Here is a 15,794-nt window from a genome sequence, read left to right as displayed (position 1 = left end):
GGAGGTCGTCATGCAAGCAGCAGCCCTGGACACCGCCCACGCCGACGCGGTGCTGTGCCTGCGCAATATCGGCAAGGCCTATGGGCCGGTGCAGGTACTGTCGCAGGTCAATGTGGACATCCGCCCCGGCGAAGTGCTGGCCCTGCTCGGTGAGAACGGTGCGGGCAAGTCGACCTTGTCGTCGATCATCGCCGGGCTGGTACAGCCTGAAGCCGGGGGCAGCATGACCTGGCGCGGCGCGCCTTACGCGCCCGCCTCGCCCGGTGCGGCGCTGGGCGCCGGGATCGGTCTGATCCACCAGGAAATCCGCCTGCTGCCGCAATTGTCGATCGCCGAGAATATCTTCGTCGGTCGCCTGCCCATGCGTCATGGGCGGGTGGACCGCGCGTACATGGAGGCCCAGGCGCAGATCCAGCTGGAGCGCCTGGGGCTCAAAGTGCCGGCATCGCACAAGGTCGAAGGCCTGAGCGTGGCGGCCCAGCAATTGGTGGAAATCGCCAAGGCGCTGACCCTCAAGGCCAGCCTGTTGATTCTGGATGAACCCACTGCGGCATTGGGCGGCGAAGAAACCGAGTTGCTGTTCAAACAGGTGGAACGGCTCAAGGCCGAGGGCGTGTCGTTTATCTATATCAGCCACCGCCTGGAAGAAATCGCACGCATCGCCGACCGTGTGCTGGTACTGCGCGACGGACGCCAGATCGCCTTGCACGCCACCGCCCAGGTGCCGGTGCGCGAACTGGTGGAACAGATGGTCGGGCGCAGCCTGGAGCGGATTTTCCCCGCCCTTCAAGCGCCACAGGATCGCGTGATGTTGCAGGTCAAGGACCTCAGCTGCCGCGAATTTGCCTTGCACGGCATCGATTTCAGCGTGCGCGCCGGCGAAGTGTTCGGCATTGCCGGCGTGGTCGGCGCCGGGCGGACCGAACTGGTGCGCACTATTGCCGGCGCAGCACAGGATGTCCAAGGCCACCTGGTACTCGACGGTCAAGTACGCCAGCTGCGCTCGCCCTTCGAGGCGATCCAGGCCGGCGTGGTGCTGGTGCCTGAGGACCGCAAGCAGCAAGGCGTGGTGGTGGAACACCGCATCGAAGACAACCTGATCTACGGCAACACCGACCTGCTGGACAAGCGCGGCTGGGTATTCCCTGCCCCGCTGCGCGAATTCGCCCGCACGGCGGTGGCCCGGCTGGGGGTGAAAGGTGCGCCGCAGTCGCGCATCTCCAGTTTGTCCGGTGGTAACCAGCAGAAGGTGATCATCGCCAAATGGCTGGCGCGCAACCCCAAGGTCTTCATCCTGGATGAACCGACCCGCGGCATCGACGTGGGTGCGCGGGCGGCGATCTATGAAGTGATCGCGGACCTGGCGGCCAAAGGCATGGCGGTGATTGTGGTGAGCTCGGATCTGGATGAGGTGCTTGGTTTGTCGCACCGCGTCCTGGTCATGAGCCGGGGCCGGCAGATGGGGATTCTGGAACGTGGCGAGGCCACCCCCGTGTCGGTGATGGAAATGGCGACTGCCTGACCCACAAACAATGAAGATCCAATGTGGGAGGGGGCTTGCCCCCGATAGCAGTGGTTCAATTGAAAAATTTATAACTGATACACCGCCATCGGGGGCAAGCCCCCTCCCACAGGGGTCGGCTGTGATTTCAAATAACGGAGTTATCCATGCAGCTTTTTAGTCTTCAAGGCCAAGTGGCCTTTGTCACCGGCGCCGGCAGCGGCATTGGCCAGGCGATTGCCGTGGGGCTGGCCGAGGCCGGCGCGGATGTGGCCTGCTTCGATCTACCGGGCAGCCCCGGCATCGCCACCACCGTCGAACGCATCCAGGCCCTAGGCCGTCGTGCCCTGGCCTTGAGCGGTACGGTCACCGAGCGCGCCGCACTGGACGCGGCGGTGGCACGCACCGAAGCCGAACTGGGCCAACTGAGCGTCGCGGTCAACTGCGCCGGCATCGCCAATGCCCAGGCCGCCGAAGACCTGGACCTGCAACGCTGGCAGACCACCCTGGACATCAACCTCACCGGAATTTTCCTCAGTTGCCAGGCCCAGGCCGCCGTGATGTTGCCCCGTGGCAAAGGCGCCATCGTCAATATCGCCTCGATGTCCGGCAGTATCGTCAACCGTGGCTTGCTGCAAGCGCACTACAACACCTCCAAGGCCGGTGTGATTCACCTGAGCAAGAGCCTGGCGATGGAATGGGCCGACAAGGGCTTGCGGGTCAACTGCATCAGCCCCGGCTACACCGCCACGCCGATGAACTCGCGCCCGGAAGTCGCCGACCAGGTGAAGATCTTTGAACAGACCACGCCCATGGGCCGCATGGCCAGCGTGGAAGAAATGGTCGGCCCGGCGATTTTCCTGGTCAGCCAGGCCTCGTCTTTCTGCACCGGTGTCGACCTGTTGGTCGATGGCGGCTTTGTGTGCTGGTAGGAGTTCGTCATGTCCCAACGATTCAACGGTAAAACTGTGGTCATCACCGGTGCCTGCCGGGGCATCGGCGCCGGCATTGCCGAGCGTTTCGCCCAGGAAGGCGCCAACCTGGTACTGGCTTCCAACGACCTGGAACGCGTGACCTTCACCGCCGACCAACTGGCCCGGGAATACCAGGTCGACACCCTGGCCCTGGCCATCGACGTCACCCGTGAAGACGATATCGAAAAGCTCTACCGCGAAGGCCACGCCCGTTTTGGCAGCATCGACGTGTCGGTGCAGAACGCCGGCATCATCACCATCGACCACTACGACAAGATGCCCCGTGCCGATTTCGACAAGGTGCTGCAGGTGAATACCACCGGCGTGTGGCTCGGCTGCCGGGAGGCCGCCAAGTACATGGTCAAGCAAGGCAGCGGCCGGCTGATCAACACCTCCTCCGGCCAGGGCCGCCAGGGGTTCATCTACACGCCCCACTATGCCGCGAGCAAAATGGGCGTGATCGGCATCACCCAGAGCCTGGCGCTGGAACTGGCGCGGCATAACATCACGGTGAATGCATTCTGCCCCGGCATCATCGAAAGCGAGATGTGGGACTACAACGACCGGGTGTGGGGCGAGATCCTCAGCACTGACGAGAAGCGCTACGGCAAGGGTGAATTGATGGCCGAATGGGTCAAGAACATCCCCCTGCGCCGCGCCGGCAAACCCTCGGATGTGGCGGGCCTGGTGGCGTTTCTCGCCTCGGACGATGCCGCCTACCTGACCGGCCAGGCGATCAATATCGACGGCGGCCTGATCATGTCGTAAGGGTTTGGTATCCTCACGGCCATTGAGTCATGCCTTTTACTATAAAGAGCCCTGAGGCCTTCATGAGCCAGATCGAAGAACAGCGCCTGATCACCAAGATCGCGAGCCTCTATTACGAAGAAGGGCTCAAGCAGTCCGAGATTTCCGCGCAACTGGACCTGTCCCAATCGTTTATCAGCCGTGCCCTGCGCCGGGCGCTGCAGGAAGGCGTGGTGAAGATCACGGTGATGCGCTTGCAAGGCCTGCACCTGGAACTGGAAACCCAGTTGCAGCGCCGCTACGGCGTGCGCCGGGTGATCGTGGTGGAAGCCACCGAGCCCGGCAATGACGAGAGTATCAAGCAGGCCATCGGTTCGGCCGCCGCCCACTACCTGGAAACCAGCCTGTCGCCCCAGGACCGTATCGGTATCTCGTCGTGGAGCAGCACCATTCGCGCCATGGTCGGCCACTTGCACGCGCAGCCGGGCAAACAGGCCGCCCAGGAAGTGGTGCAACTGTTGGGCGGCGTCGGCCACAAGGGCGCGTTTGAAGCCACTTTGCTGACCCAGCGCCTGGCGACCCTGCTCAACTGCCCGGCATTTTTGCTGCCCTCGCAAAGCATCGAGCAATCGGTGGAGAGCAAGCAGCGCATCGTGCAGATGGAAGAGGTCAAGGAAGTGCTGCAGCGCTTTGACAGCATCACCCTGGCGATTGTCGGCATCGGCGACCTGGAGCCCTCGCAACTGCTGCGCAACAGCGGCAACTACTACACCGAAGACATGTTGCGCCTGCTCGCCGAACGCGGCGCGGTGGGCGATATCTGCCTGCGTTACTTCGATGCCCAGGGCAAGCCGGTGCTGGAGGAAGATGAAGAATTCGTGGTCTCGGTGGCGCTGCCCAAGCTGCGCGCCATCCACCGGGTGCTCGGCCTGGCCGGTGGGTTGAACAAGGTCCAGGCCATTCGTGGCGCGCTCCAGGGCGGCTACCTGGACATCCTGATCACCGACCTGGACACCGCACAGGCCCTCAACCAATAACCTTTTCCGGAGACTGCCGCTCATGACGTCCAAGCTCGAACAACTCAAGCAATTCACCACCGTGGTGTGCGACACCGGCGACCTGGAAGCCATCAGCCGCTTGCGCCCGGTGGACGCCACCACCAACCCGTCGCTGCTGCTCAAGGCCGCTGCCATCCCGGAATATGCCGAGTTGCTGCGCAGCGCGGTGGGCCAGTCCAAGGGCGATGTGGACCTGGCATGTGATCGCTTCGCGGTTTCAGTGGGCTGCGGCATTCTCAAGGTGATTCCGGGGCGCATCTCCACCGAAGTCGATGCGCGCCTGTCCTTCGACCAAGACGCGCTGTGGGCCAAGGCGAACCAGTTGATCGCGCTGTACGACCAGGCCGGTGTCGGTCGCGACCGCGTGCTGATCAAACTGGCCTCCACCTGGGAAGGCATCCGCACCGCCGAGCGCCTGGAAAAGGCCGGGATCCAGACCAACCTGACCCTGCTGTTTTCGTTCGTCCAGGCCGCCGCCTGCGCCGACGCCGGGGTGTTCCTGATTTCACCATTCGTAGGCCGCATCTATGACTGGTACCGCAAGAACACCGGCCTGGACTACACCGGCACCGAGGACCCAGGCGTGCAGTCCGTGACGCGGATCTACAACTACTACAAGGCCAACGCCATCAACACCGTGGTCATGGGCGCCAGCTTCCGCACCCTCAGCCAGATCGAGCAACTGGCGGGCTGCGACCGCCTGACCATCAGTCCCGAGCTGCTGCAAAAGCTAAATGAAGACCAGGGCCTGCTGGAGCGTCGATTGAATCCGGGGGCAGTTGGGGAGCCGCGCCAGACCCTCAACGAAGTGCAGTTCCGCTGGGGCTCCAACGAGGACGCAATGGCCACCGAGAAACTCGCTGAAGGCATTCGCCAGTTTGCCCGCGACCAGGAAAAACTCGAAGCGGTGCTCGCAACGCTCTGAGCCCTGGACCGTTACGCCGTGCACAACGTCGCCGCCGAGATAATCGGCATGGCGACGCTGGGGCTCAGGCGGGCACTTTTTTACGGCACTCATCCATTGCTCGAGCCGCCACCGCGCCCATCACGCCGCCCACGATCGGCGCCAGCCAGAACAGCCAGAGCTGTGCCAGGTAATCAACTCCGGCAAACAATGCAGGCCCGGTGCTGCGCGCAGGGTTGACCGAGGTGTTGGTGACGGGGATCAGGACCAGGTGAATCAAGGTCAGCGCCAAGCCAATGGCAATCGGGGCAAAGCCAGGCACCGCGCCGGGTGCGGTCACACGCATGATGATGAAGACGAAGAAAAACGTGGCGATCAGTTCGGCCAGCAAGGCAGCCTTCATGTCGAAATGACCGGGGCTGAGCGGGCCATAGCCGTTGGCAGCAAAACCACCCACCGAGAAATCCGCCTGCCCGTTGGCAATCAGGAACAACGCGGCAGCAGCAGTAATCGCCCCCGCAACCTGCGCCACGATGTACGGCAGCACATCAGCGCCCTCGATACGGCGCCCCACCCACAGGCCGATGGTCACCGCCGGGTTGAAATGCCCGCCGGAAATACCGCCCAGCGCATAGGCCATGGTCAACACCGTCAGCCCGAACGCCAGGGAAACCCCCACAAAACCTATACCCAACCCGGGGAACGCAGCCGCCAGGATGGCGCTGCCACAGCCGCCGAAGGTCAGCCAGAAAGTACCCATGAACTCTGCAGTCAAACGTTTTTGCACAATCAACTCCCATTGCTGCTCAAGTGCCGTCGCCACGGGAGGTGGGCGGCCCGAGGCGACGGTAGCAATGGGTATCAATATGTCGTGTAGGACTTGTCTGGTCTTAGCGGCTTACAACGCCCTGCCCAAATTTCCTGATCGCCAGGCAATACCCGATCAGGGCTACCGCCGCCAGCAACCCACCGGCCACGCCGATCCAGGCGAAGCCGAACTGGCTGCCGACCCAACTGCCCATCAGCGCGCCGCCGCCAATGCCGATGTTGTAGATGCCGGAGAACATCGCCATGGCCACGTCGGTGGCGTCGGGCGCCAACACCAGCACCTTGGATTGCATGGCCAGGCCGAAGCCCATGATCGCCATGCCCCAGAAAATGCTCAGCACCACCAGGTAAGATTCGGCTCCGCTCAAGGGCAGCAGCAACGCCAGGCAGGCGCTCAGGATAAACACCGCGCCCACCACGAACAGGTGCGGGTTGAAACGGTGCACCAGGCTGAACAGCAGCGAGCCGATGATGCCCGCGCCGCCGAACACCAGCAGGATCAGGGTCACCGCGCTGCCGCTCATGCCGGCCACGCCTTCGACAAAGGGCTCGATGTAGCTGTAGGCGGTGAACTGCGCAGTCACCGTCATCGCGGTGAGCACATACAGCGCCACCAGCGCCGGGCGCTTGAACAGCAGTGGCAGGCTGCGCAGCGAGCCGGAGTTCTGGCTCGGTAACAACGGCAACGTACGCGCCAGCCAGAACACCAGCGCAGCGGCGAACGCGCCGATCACCAGGAACGTGGTGCGCCAGCCCATGGCCTCGCCCAGCAGACGGCCCAACGGAATACCCAGCACCATCGCCAGGGAAGTGCCAGTAGCCAGCAGGCCGAGAGCTTGCACCTGCTTGCCTTCCGGCGCCAGGCGCACCGCCAGCGAGGCGGTGATCGACCAGAACAGCGCATGGGACAAAGCAATGCCGACCCGGCTGAGCATCAGGATGCCAAAGCTGGTGGCCACACTGGACAGGACATGGCTGGCGATGAACAGGCCGAACAGCACGATCAGCAGCTTGCGCCGCTCCACGTTGCGGGTCAGCAGCATCACCGGCAGCGACGTCAGGGAGACGATCCAGGCGTAGATGGTGAGCATCAGCCCGACGCTGGACACCGGCATGTCGAAGCTGGCGCCGATGGCACTGAGTAGCCCGACGGGCACGAATTCGGTGGTGTTGAACACAAACGCGGCCAACGCGAGGGCGAAGACCGGTTGCCAATTGGCTTGGGGCGTTGCGGCTGAAATGGTCATTGAAGGGCGCGGTACTCGGACGATGATCAGACGGCCACCCAGGACAAGCGCCGCCGCCGGGCATTCTATAGGTTTCCGGCCCGGCTGTTGACGCTCATCCCGCTCAAAATCACCTCAACCGGGTCAGGGTGCGGTCATGATGAGCACGTAGACCCCGATTGAATGGGCTTGCCGAGGGCATCCGCTCGTATATACCGCTGGTCGTAACAGCGACAAGGCCTTCGGCGTAGATCAAGGGTCAACCTGCCCCATCAATTCCGGAATCGACTCCGGCCGATTCGCATAACGCTGTGCCAACGCCGCGCACACCATCAACTGGATCTGGTGGAACAGCATCAGCGGTAGGATCAGCACGCCCATGCTCGCCCCGGCGAACAGCACCTGGGCCATCGGCACACCGGTGGCCAGGCTCTTTTTCGAACCGCAGAACAGGATAGTGATGCGGTCTTCCTGATTGAAACCGAACGCCTTGCCGAGCACCGTGGAGGCCACCAGCACCAGGCCCAGCAACACGCAGCACGCGACCACCAGGCCGCCCAGTTCCCACAGTGGGATCTGGTGCCAGATGCCTTCATTCACCGCTTCGCTGAACGCGCCGTAGACCACCAGCAGGATCGAGCCCTGGTCGACGAATTTCAGCCAGGACTTGTTGCGGCCGACCCACGCGCCGATCCAGCGGCGGGCGATCTGCCCGGCGATAAACGGCAGCAGCAATTGCACGCTGATTTTCAGGATCGCGTCGACCGTCGAGCCGCCCTCGCCGTGCACATTGAGCAGCAGCGTCACCAGCAACGGTGTCAGGAAGATGCCGAACAGGCTGGACGCCGCCGCGCTGCAGATCGCCGCCGGGATATTGCCCCGCGCCAGCGATGTAAAGGCAATCGCCGATTGCACCGTGGCCGGCAAGGCGCACAGGTAGAGCATGCCCATGTACAGGTCTTTGCCGATCAGCGGCGACAGCACCGGCTTGAGCGCCAGGCCCAGCAGCGGGAACAGCACAAAGGTCAGGCTGAACACCAGCAGGTGCAGGCGCCAGTGCCCGGCGCCGGCCACGATGGCCTGGCGCGACAGCTTCGCGCCGTGCAGGAAAAACAGCAACGCGATGGCCAGGTTGGTGACCCAGCCGAAGGCCACGGCGGTCTGGCCGCTGGCGGGCAGCAGGGAAGCGAGAATCACCGTGGCGATCAGGGTCAGGGTGAAGTTGTCAGGCAGGAAACGGGGGCGAGTCATAAGCAGGATCTTCCGGGGGTTGCCAAGAGCGTCATCGCGACTCTAACGTAACGGGTTGTTACCGACTAACGCCAATGAGCCAACAAATGCCGCCTAAAGGACATGCCAACACGGTGCGCCGTAGCGTGCCAGGCCTTTCCAGCCTGCCACGGCCGGTGTATGGGCGCACCGAATCGCTGCCCAACCGCGCCCTGACCCGCCGGCACAGTCACCCGTGGGTGCAATTGTCCTACGCGATTTCCGGGGTGCTGGAGATCCAGACCAGCGTCGGCCGCTTCGTCGCACCGCCCCAGCGCGCGGTGTGGATTCCAGCCGGTGTACCGCACCGCGTGTTCAGCTCGCCCCACACCGAAATGCGCAGCCTGTACCTGGATTGCAGCGTCACCACCTGGGCGGCGGAGCGCTGTCATGTGCTGGCGGTGAGCAGCCTGCTGCGCGAGCTGATCCGCAGCTTCAGCGAACTGCCGGTGGAGTATGCCGAGGATGGGCCGGACGGGCGCCTGGCCCAGGTGGTGCTGGATCAGTTGGCGGCGGCGCCGCACGTCGATCTGATGCTGCCATTGCCATCGGATCCGCGCTTGCGGTCGATCTATCGCAGCCTGAGTGCGCACCCGGAACAGCAAACAACCTTGGGCCAGTGGAGCCAGAAACTGGGGGTGAGCGAGAAGACACTCAGTCGGTTGTTCTTGAGCGACACCGGGCTGACGTTCCGCGCCTGGCGCCAGCGCCTGCGGTTATTGAGCGCCCTGCCCGCCCTGGAGCAAGGCGAGCGGGTCACGGATGTGGCGCTGGGGTGTGGCTATGAGTCGACGTCGGCGTTTATCAATGCGTTTCGGCAGCAATTCGAGGCCACGCCCGGTGAGTTTTTCCGCTGATCATTCCGTTACAGGGCGTTGGCTGCGGTCACCGCATTGGATATCAAAAACGCTGGCCAAACGCCTGCGCCCTTTGGCAGTCACCGTCAGCGCGCGCGAATCAAGCGTTCGCGCCAGCCACCCGCCTAGCAGCATATGATCCAGCAGTAACGCCCCCAGCGCTCCTCCCACATGGGCACAGCGTTGGCTCCAGTCCAGGCATGGGTAGGCGAAGCGCCGGCGCGCCTGGACTCGAGCGGTAAGATCCAGGCCCAGTTCTGCCATGCCTTCCATGCCCGTTGGCGTCAATTGGTACATCCCCTGCTGCAGCGCCATCCATTCGCGCTCCAACAAGGCGTCATGCACCTTTACCCCCAACTCACCGGCCAAATGATCGTAGCAACTACGGGCATGGCGCAGATGGCACGGAGTGGACGGCTTGAACGCCGGCAGTTCAAATGAACTGATCGCCAGCAGCGCCTCCAGCGCATGGGCGGGCGATACATCGCCGCGCACTGGATGAGCCAAGGCATTAATCGTCGCCATTTGGCTTGCCTGGCTTATGGGGTTCAACTGCTGGGCACCTTGATGTTGCTTTGCCTGCAATTGGACCCTGCGGTCGCCTGGATAGCAGTCGTGCTGATCGGCTCCGGGATCGGCAACGCCACATCGCTGCCACCGTTGATCGCGCAAACCGAGTTCAGCCACGAGAATACCGCGAAGGTCATCGCTCTGATGGTTGCCCTCAGCCAGGCCATCTACGCTTTCGCACCCGCCGGCTTCGGCCTTATACGCGCGGCATTTGTCGATCCGCAAGAGGCGATTGTTGCCGTGGTGGTGGTGGCCGTCACCGTTCAACTGCTGGCAATTCTGTCCTTCTATCGCGGCGCAGCCCTGCCCACCTGCAGAACGACCGCTTACTGAGCTCGCGCTTGAACTTGGGCCTCTCAACTGCCATTGCCGCCATGGGCCTCTTCGAAGAAGTAGTCCTTCCAACTGGCGGCCTTGTTTTTCAGCACGCCCAGTGCCTGCAATTTCTCGGCGTAGATGTAGGTACGCTGCGGCACGATGGTGAAGTCGATTTCCGGGTCCTGGACGATTTTCTGCACCAGGTCCAACGGCAACTTCGACTGCTCTACGCGGATATACGCCTTGGCTGCCGCTGGCTTGTCAGCCTTGATGATCGTCTCGGCTTCGGCCAATGCGTCATAGAACGCCTTGTAGGTCTTGGGGTTTTCGTCGTGGAATTTCTGCGTGGTGTAGAGCACGTTGAACGTGGCCGGCCCACCGAGGATGTCGTAGGAACTGAGCACCTTGTGCACGTTAGGGTTCAGCAGTTCCTGATACTGGAACGGCGGGCTGGAGAAGTGCGCGTTGATCTCCGATCCCCCGGCAATCAACGCGGCGGTCGCATCGGGATGGGCCAGGCTGATGGAGATGTCGTCGAACTTCTTGAAGTTGGCATCGCCGAACTGCTTGGCGGTTTCGATCTGCAAGGTGCGCGACTGGAAACCCACACCGGCGGCGGGCACGGCGATGCGGTCTTTTTCGCTGAAGTCCTTGAGGGTCTTCACGTTGGGGTTGTTGGTCAGCAGGTAGTTGGGCATCGAGCCCAGGGAGGCGATGGCCTTGACGTTCTGCTTGCCCTTGGTGCGGTCCCACAGGGTCAGCATCGGCGGCACGCCAGCGGAGACCACGTCGAGCGCACCGGCCAGCAGCGATTCGTTCATCGCGGTGGCGCCGGAAATGCTGTTCCAGTCCACCTGGATATCCAGGCCCTGTTCCTTGCCGTGTTTTTCGATCAGATGCTGGTCGCGCACCACGTCGAGGATCAGGTAGCCGATGCCGAATTGCTGGGCGATGCTGATCTTGCCTTCGGCCTGGGCGCCGATACTGATCATGGCTGTCGCAGCCGCCAAGAGGGTCAGGGAGGAGCGCTTGAAAGTCATGGGAGTCTGCCGCGTTTTTAAGAAGGTGATGGAGCCTAGCGACGATTTTTAAGAGTGGAAAAGAATATCGGGATCTATTGTTATGCAAATGGCCCACAAACCAGCCCCCGGCTGCTATTGTGCCGCGCTTTGAAAAACTGCCGAACCAGCGAGGAAATGGACGTTGAACACTGACGAAAAAATGACCGGGGACCTGTTCGAGGTGGATAAGCGCCTGTCACTCAAACCCGTGGTGGACTTCAACGCCTACCTGCGCAGCGCGTTCGGCGACGACCCGTGCAGCTGCATCCGCTGCACCGATGGTAACGGCGATGAAAACGGCTATGCGTTCCAGCACAGCTTCACCTTCGACGGCAAACCCACCCAGCGCCGTTTCGCCACCACGGCGGGCAGCGATGTGTTGCAGGTGTTGAAGAAAGCCTGGTTGTCGTACACCAAGGCCGAATTGCCGCTGAGCGGTGTGCTGGCGCTGGATACGGTGAAGGAGTTTGTCGAGCCGCAGTTGCACAAGCGGTTGGTACCGCTGTTTTTGGCCAGTGGGTTGGTCAAGGATGTCGACGGTGCACTGCATCTGCAGCCACAAGCGGCCTGATTGCTCGCGCAGTAGGTCAATGGGCTGCGCGACTCTGGGCCAGCAGGCGGTCGACCACTTGCTGCAGACACACGTGCTCATCGGCGCCCGAGGCCCGGGCGTCGGCATGGCAGCGCAATTGATCGACGGCGCTGTTGCCTGACGCCAGCAACCTATGCAGGTCATCAAACACCTGAGGCTCGCCCATGGCCCCGGCGGTGGCCGCGAAGATGCGTTGCGCCTCTAGCAGCCACTGTTCAGCAGTGCCCATCGTCCCCTGGTCATCCAGCGCAAAGCTGCCCGCAGCACCGTAGCGCTTGGCCTGCCAGCGATTCTCCTTGAGAAGCCAGCGCGCCTCGGCGGTGAACCCGGCGCCGGGATGTTCCAGGGCACAGGCATGAGTGACCATTACCCGAAACAAGGTGGCGAGCACCAACGCATCCGCCAGCCTGGGGCAGGCATCGGTCATGCGCAGTTCCAGGGTGGGATAACGCGCCGCAGGCCGAATGCCCCACCACCCGTTGCCATCGGCCTTGATCGCACCGACGCGCTGCAGCAATGCCAAATAGCGCAAGTACGCCGACCAATCGGTGAAGTGCTCGGGAACGCCCATGCGTGGCCACTCATCGCACGCGGCCTGGCGATAGCTCATGAACCCTGTGGGTGCGCCCTCCCAGAACGGTGACGAGCAACTGAGGAGCAGCAATAACGGCAACCAGGGCGAGACCTGATTCATCACCGCGATGCGGTCGATTCCGGCCGGCACCTCGACATGCACGTGCAACCCACAGAGCACACTGCGACTCGCGACGTACTGGATGTCTTCGAACAATTGCTGGAAATGCACGCGGTCGGTGGCCGTTTGCTCGCGCCATGCCGCCAAGGGATGGCTGCCGGCACAGACCACACCGAGACCGAATGCGCCCAAGGAGCGGGCGAGGTTGTGGCGCACGGTGGCCAGGTAATCCGCCGCCTCACTGCTGGCCTTGAACACCGGGGATGCCACCTCAATCTGGCCCTGGAACATCTCGAGGGCGAAGCCCGGGCCAATCGCCTGCCGGCAGGCCGCCAGCACCGCCGCCGACGGTTCGCCGACCATGTGCCGCGTGTGCAGGTCGGTGATGAAATATTCCTCTTCGATACCGAAAGTGAGCATGACCTTCAGCGCAGACGGGTGACGGTGAGCGCGACCACCGCAATCCGCTCTACCCGCTCGTAGCCCGGCTTATCCAACTCTTCGCCAAATACGTCAGGGTCCAGTTCACGGTAGGTCCAGCCGAACGCATCGCTGCCGAGCAATGGCTTGACCGCCGCCAGGAACGGGTCCTCGCCCGCGACTATCGCCACACCGGTATACAGCACCAGGCTGCCGCCAAGGGCCAGGCGACCCAGGGATTCGCCGGCGATGCGCACCGACAACTGCTCACCCAATGCACCGCCACCGTGGCGATAGGCGCGTTGACGGTCATCATTCATGTACGGCGGGTTGGCCACGATCAAATCGAACTCGCCCTCCACGCTTGCCAGCACATCGCTGTGGTAGGCGCTGACATTGCTCAGCCCGGCCAGCTCGGCATTCACGGCGGTCATGCGCAGGGCGCGCGGGTTGATATCCACCGCCAACACCTGCGCGTCATGTCGAGCGCGGCCGATCACCAGTGCCCCTACACCCGCGCCGCAGCCGATATCCACGGCGCGCTTGAGCGGTTCGAAGCGCTGTTGCAGATGGGCTTCGATCACCTGGGCGAAGCGGTAGCTGTCGGGGCCGAAGAACACGGCATCCGGTTCAGTGGTGGGGTATGCGGAATGCGCAAACAGAAGATCGTCCAGGCTGGACCAACGCACCGCGCTGCGCCACAGCGCGCCATGCGGTTCGACGAGATCGGCTTGTTGCAGGTCCTCGCGGAAGGTGTCGGGCACCAGGTCGCGGTCAAACGGCATCGACCAGCCGAATACGTCGCGAAGGTCCGATGCCTGGGAGGCAGCCCGACGTTGATAGACGCGTTCGTGGGTCAAGGGAGTCGGGGTGATGAAACGGTAGCCGCGCTGCTTCAACCCGCGGCCCAGGTTCAACAGGGCGCGATCGGCCAGGTGTTGTGCAAACATGGGAAGTTCCTTAGCGCAATCGCGCGCGCAATTGAATAAAGCGGCGGGTCGCGTACAACCCGGCGGGCGTGCAATGGCGTCGCGCCGACATCCACGGGATCAGTGCGTTGAGCTGCTGTTGATCGGACAGGTTGCACAATGAATCAACCAGCGCCTGGGTGTCCGGGTCCGTCGGGCGTTGCTGCTCGCGGGAAAACCGGCTGCCGCGCCCGGGCCGCACGGGCGGCACACGTTTGTCACTGATCCAGTCGCCGGCGATCCAATCGTGCAGCATCTGTTTTTCATAGCCGCTGAACACGCCGAACATCGCCGCGCCTGCGCCCTCGATCAGTTGCCAGAATCGACTTTCGGCCGGGTCCTGGTTGCGCTTGATCCAGCCCTTGTCTTCCAGTGCCTGGAGAAAGGCGCCGATCTGCCCCGGCTGACCCAGCCACTGGTTGACGGTCTTGCCTTCGAAGCGGCAATAGTCCGAGTGCATGTGTTGGCCGAAGCTGCGCTTGCGCTCGAGCATCGCGACCACTTCGTCCTGCAGGTTGAAAACGCTGATAATCGCGGTGGTTCCCGGGCCCAGGTCGTTGAGGCGGTACCCCTCGGCCACCCGGCGGTAGAAATCCGCCCTGCCCTCGCCCAGCGGCAGCAGGCTCAGTACCGACTGCGCTGCCTTGCAGGCGTGGCCGCTGCTGGCGTTGTCGATGGTCACGTGCAGGGTGAAGTAATACGGATCGATGCCCAGTTCGCTCAACTCGTAGGCGGTGATCAACAGGTGCAGGGGCAACTGTTCGTAGCCCAGGTTGAAGCCGATGATCTCGGGCAGAAAGTCCTGCGCGCACAGGCCCAAGGCCATTTGCAGGGCGCCCTGCAGGTAATGCGCGTCTTCAAGGCCGGCTTCGCTGTCGGCATCGTGCTCGCTGAGCAGTTTGCGGTAGATCACCACATGGTTCTGTGCAGCTATACCATCGCCCAGTTCCTCAAGATACGTGGTGAGCAGACCGTCAAAGCGGGGGTCCAGCCAGTGGCGCAGCAGGCCATTGAGCCAAGCGCCGTCGACCTGTTTGGTCGGGGCTACGTGTTGCAGGAAATACAGCGCATGGGCCTTGTTCTGGAAATAGCGACGTGGCCGACCTTGTTGGCGTTGTTCAAGGTAATCGGCATAGGCCTGGGCCACCTGCGCGCAACGCTGCTCGACCCAGGCAGGCAGTTGCTCGGCCATCTCGGGCAGATCGCTGGCGGCGTCTCGCATTTGCGTCAACTGCGCCAGCAGGAAATCCCGCGCGATCTCTTCGGCCCCCTGGGCTTCACCGTAGAGCTGTTGGTACAGCCGCTGGTATTGGCCGGGCGCCGAGTGGGTGATAGAGGCCGGTTGGCCCGACAGCGCTGTAAGAAGCGTCATGATGGCAGTTTCCGCAAAGTCCGATACAACCAGGCCTCCCGACAAGGAGGCCCCGCAAGAGCGCTCAGTACCACACGCTTCTAAAGTGAAGAGCATCGTGGTGTGCGGAAAATTCAATCGGGGTTGAAGAGGGGCGGATCGACGGTCAGGAGCGGTACGGTCTTGAATGCCTCCCGCCACGGTGGGGTCACTTTGCGGCACATGCTGCGCCTCCACCAGAGCGTTCAGCCGGGCGCAAAGGCTACCACCGGCGCGGGATACGGCGCGGACTCCAGGCGATTACAAACGCCAGCGGCGTAACAGCCAGTAAAGGCTGTATGCAGGAACCGGGCATGCCGCATCGGTTTTTTTGTAAACGATGTCGACAGGTTCTGTAGTACCCCGACGACGATCACCTGCCTGGGCGCTCACCACCGTTTCAACATCGCGAAAAGC

At 62.9% G+C, this 15,794-nt stretch carries 16 protein-coding genes; 8 read left to right on the top strand and 8 right to left on the bottom strand.

All coding sequences use genetic code 11. The features are described 5' to 3' along the window. The first annotated feature begins 10 nt into the window (after window positions 1–10). From BM017_RS14055 to tal, 5 genes are all read left to right on the top strand, one after another. On the top strand, window positions 11–1,522 hold the full coding sequence (locus BM017_RS14055) for a sugar ABC transporter ATP-binding protein (protein ID WP_092245212.1): 1,512 nt from the start codon (window positions 11–13) through the stop codon (window positions 1,520–1,522). 131 nt (window positions 1,523–1,653) lie between these two features. Then, window positions 1,654–2,433, top strand: coding sequence for an SDR family oxidoreductase (locus BM017_RS14050; RefSeq protein ID WP_256575376.1), 780 nt, complete (start codon window positions 1,654–1,656; stop codon window positions 2,431–2,433). Window positions 2,434–2,442: 9 nt separating this feature from the next. Then, on the top strand, window positions 2,443–3,243 hold the full coding sequence (locus BM017_RS14045; protein ID WP_092245205.1) for a glucose 1-dehydrogenase: 801 nt from the start codon (window positions 2,443–2,445) through the stop codon (window positions 3,241–3,243). Window positions 3,244–3,305: 62 nt separating this feature from the next. After that, window positions 3,306–4,259, top strand: a complete 954-nt coding sequence (locus BM017_RS14040; protein ID WP_071491775.1) for a sugar-binding transcriptional regulator — start codon at window positions 3,306–3,308, stop codon at window positions 4,257–4,259. Between the two features lie 22 nt (window positions 4,260–4,281). After that, complete coding sequence (tal, locus tag BM017_RS14035; protein ID WP_092245202.1) at window positions 4,282–5,205, top strand: transaldolase; 924 nt, start codon at window positions 4,282–4,284, stop codon at window positions 5,203–5,205. 64 nt (window positions 5,206–5,269) lie between these two features. Here the strand turns inward: tal and aqpZ are convergent, their stop codons facing one another. The 3 genes from aqpZ to BM017_RS14020 form a co-directional block, all read right to left on the bottom strand. Beyond that, window positions 5,270–5,971, bottom strand: coding sequence for an aquaporin Z (gene aqpZ / locus BM017_RS14030; protein ID WP_092245530.1), 702 nt, complete (start codon window positions 5,969–5,971; stop codon window positions 5,270–5,272). 103 nt (window positions 5,972–6,074) lie between these two features. Further along, complete coding sequence (locus BM017_RS14025; protein WP_092245199.1) at window positions 6,075–7,259, bottom strand: sugar transporter; 1,185 nt, start codon at window positions 7,257–7,259, stop codon at window positions 6,075–6,077. 231 nt (window positions 7,260–7,490) lie between these two features. Beyond that, on the bottom strand, window positions 7,491–8,489 hold the full coding sequence (locus BM017_RS14020; protein ID WP_071491778.1) for a bile acid:sodium symporter family protein: 999 nt from the start codon (window positions 8,487–8,489) through the stop codon (window positions 7,491–7,493). An 86-nt stretch (window positions 8,490–8,575) separates the two neighbouring features. Here BM017_RS14020 and BM017_RS14015 point away from each other — a divergent pair, with 86 nt between their 5' ends. After that, the gene (locus BM017_RS14015; protein ID WP_092245197.1) at window positions 8,576–9,364 is read left to right on the top strand and encodes an AraC family transcriptional regulator; all 789 of its coding nucleotides are present in this window, start codon (window positions 8,576–8,578) and stop codon (window positions 9,362–9,364) included. Here BM017_RS14015 and BM017_RS14010 read toward each other — a convergent pair whose 3' ends face one another. Next, a complete protein-coding gene (locus BM017_RS14010; RefSeq protein ID WP_170856074.1) occupies window positions 9,365–9,889 on the bottom strand; it encodes a hypothetical protein in 525 nt (174 codons plus the stop codon). Here BM017_RS14010 and BM017_RS14005 point away from each other — a divergent pair. Continuing rightward, complete coding sequence (locus BM017_RS14005; RefSeq protein ID WP_256575629.1) at window positions 9,863–10,267, top strand: MFS transporter; 405 nt, start codon at window positions 9,863–9,865, stop codon at window positions 10,265–10,267. The genes BM017_RS14010 and BM017_RS14005 overlap by 27 nt on opposite strands. A gap of 23 nt (window positions 10,268–10,290) precedes the next feature. On the opposite strand, the gene BM017_RS14000 is transcribed toward BM017_RS14005, so the two are convergent. Beyond that, window positions 10,291–11,292, bottom strand: a complete 1,002-nt coding sequence (locus tag BM017_RS14000) for an ABC transporter substrate-binding protein (RefSeq protein WP_092245191.1) — start codon at window positions 11,290–11,292, stop codon at window positions 10,291–10,293. Between the two features lie 163 nt (window positions 11,293–11,455). Here BM017_RS14000 and BM017_RS13995 point away from each other — a divergent pair, with 163 nt between their 5' ends. Then, window positions 11,456–11,884, top strand: coding sequence for a hypothetical protein (locus BM017_RS13995; protein WP_092245188.1), 429 nt, complete (start codon window positions 11,456–11,458; stop codon window positions 11,882–11,884). 16 nt (window positions 11,885–11,900) lie between these two features. Here the strand turns inward: BM017_RS13995 and BM017_RS13990 are convergent, their stop codons facing one another. The 3 genes from BM017_RS13990 to BM017_RS13980 are packed head-to-tail and all read right to left on the bottom strand — an operon-like array spanning window position 11,901 to window position 15,359. Next, entirely contained in the window at window positions 11,901–13,019 is a 1,119-nt protein-coding gene (locus tag BM017_RS13990) for a carboxylate-amine ligase (RefSeq protein WP_092245185.1), read from the bottom strand. A gap of 5 nt (window positions 13,020–13,024) precedes the next feature. Then, window positions 13,025–13,969 (bottom strand): methyltransferase, encoded by a 945-nt coding sequence (locus BM017_RS13985; RefSeq protein ID WP_092245182.1) that lies wholly within the window; start codon window positions 13,967–13,969, stop codon window positions 13,025–13,027. 10 nt (window positions 13,970–13,979) lie between these two features. Next, window positions 13,980–15,359 carry an iron-containing redox enzyme family protein gene (locus tag BM017_RS13980; RefSeq protein ID WP_092245179.1) on the bottom strand — a complete coding sequence of 460 codons (1,380 nt, stop codon included), beginning with the start codon at window positions 15,357–15,359 and terminating at the stop codon, window positions 13,980–13,982. Window positions 15,360–15,794 lie beyond the last annotated feature (435 nt).

The sequence above is a fragment of the Pseudomonas sp. NFPP04 genome (assembly GCF_900113815.1).
Classification (GTDB): domain Bacteria; phylum Pseudomonadota; class Gammaproteobacteria; order Pseudomonadales; family Pseudomonadaceae; genus Aquipseudomonas; species Aquipseudomonas extremorientalis.
The sequence above is the reverse complement of the archived record's forward strand: the minus strand, read 5'-3'. Positions and strand labels throughout refer to the sequence as shown.

Excerpts from the sequence above, each read along its gene's own strand:
- BM017_RS14055 (WP_092245212.1), top strand. The coding sequence starts at position 11 with ATGCAAGCAGCAGCCCTGGACACCGCCCACGCCGACGCGGTGCTGTGC.
- BM017_RS14045 (WP_092245205.1), top strand. The coding sequence starts at position 2,443 with ATGTCCCAACGATTCAACGGTAAAACTGTGGTCATCACCGGTGCCTGC.
- BM017_RS14040 (WP_071491775.1), top strand. The coding sequence starts at position 3,306 with ATGAGCCAGATCGAAGAACAGCGCCTGATCACCAAGATCGCGAGCCTC.
- tal (WP_092245202.1), top strand. The coding sequence starts at position 4,282 with ATGACGTCCAAGCTCGAACAACTCAAGCAATTCACCACCGTGGTGTGC.
- BM017_RS14025 (WP_092245199.1), bottom strand. The coding sequence starts at position 7,259 with ATGACCATTTCAGCCGCAACGCCCCAAGCCAATTGGCAACCGGTCTTC.
- BM017_RS14020 (WP_071491778.1), bottom strand. The coding sequence starts at position 8,489 with ATGACTCGCCCCCGTTTCCTGCCTGACAACTTCACCCTGACCCTGATC.
- BM017_RS14015 (WP_092245197.1), top strand. The coding sequence starts at position 8,576 with ATGCCGCCTAAAGGACATGCCAACACGGTGCGCCGTAGCGTGCCAGGC.
- BM017_RS14005 (WP_256575629.1), top strand. The coding sequence starts at position 9,863 with ATGAGCCAAGGCATTAATCGTCGCCATTTGGCTTGCCTGGCTTATGGG.
- BM017_RS14010 (WP_170856074.1), bottom strand. The coding sequence starts at position 9,889 with ATGGCGACGATTAATGCCTTGGCTCATCCAGTGCGCGGCGATGTATCG.
- BM017_RS14000 (WP_092245191.1), bottom strand. The coding sequence starts at position 11,292 with ATGACTTTCAAGCGCTCCTCCCTGACCCTCTTGGCGGCTGCGACAGCC.
- BM017_RS13990 (WP_092245185.1), bottom strand. The coding sequence starts at position 13,019 with ATGCTCACTTTCGGTATCGAAGAGGAATATTTCATCACCGACCTGCAC.
- BM017_RS13985 (WP_092245182.1), bottom strand. The coding sequence starts at position 13,969 with ATGTTTGCACAACACCTGGCCGATCGCGCCCTGTTGAACCTGGGCCGC.
- BM017_RS13980 (WP_092245179.1), bottom strand. The coding sequence starts at position 15,359 with ATGACGCTTCTTACAGCGCTGTCGGGCCAACCGGCCTCTATCACCCAC.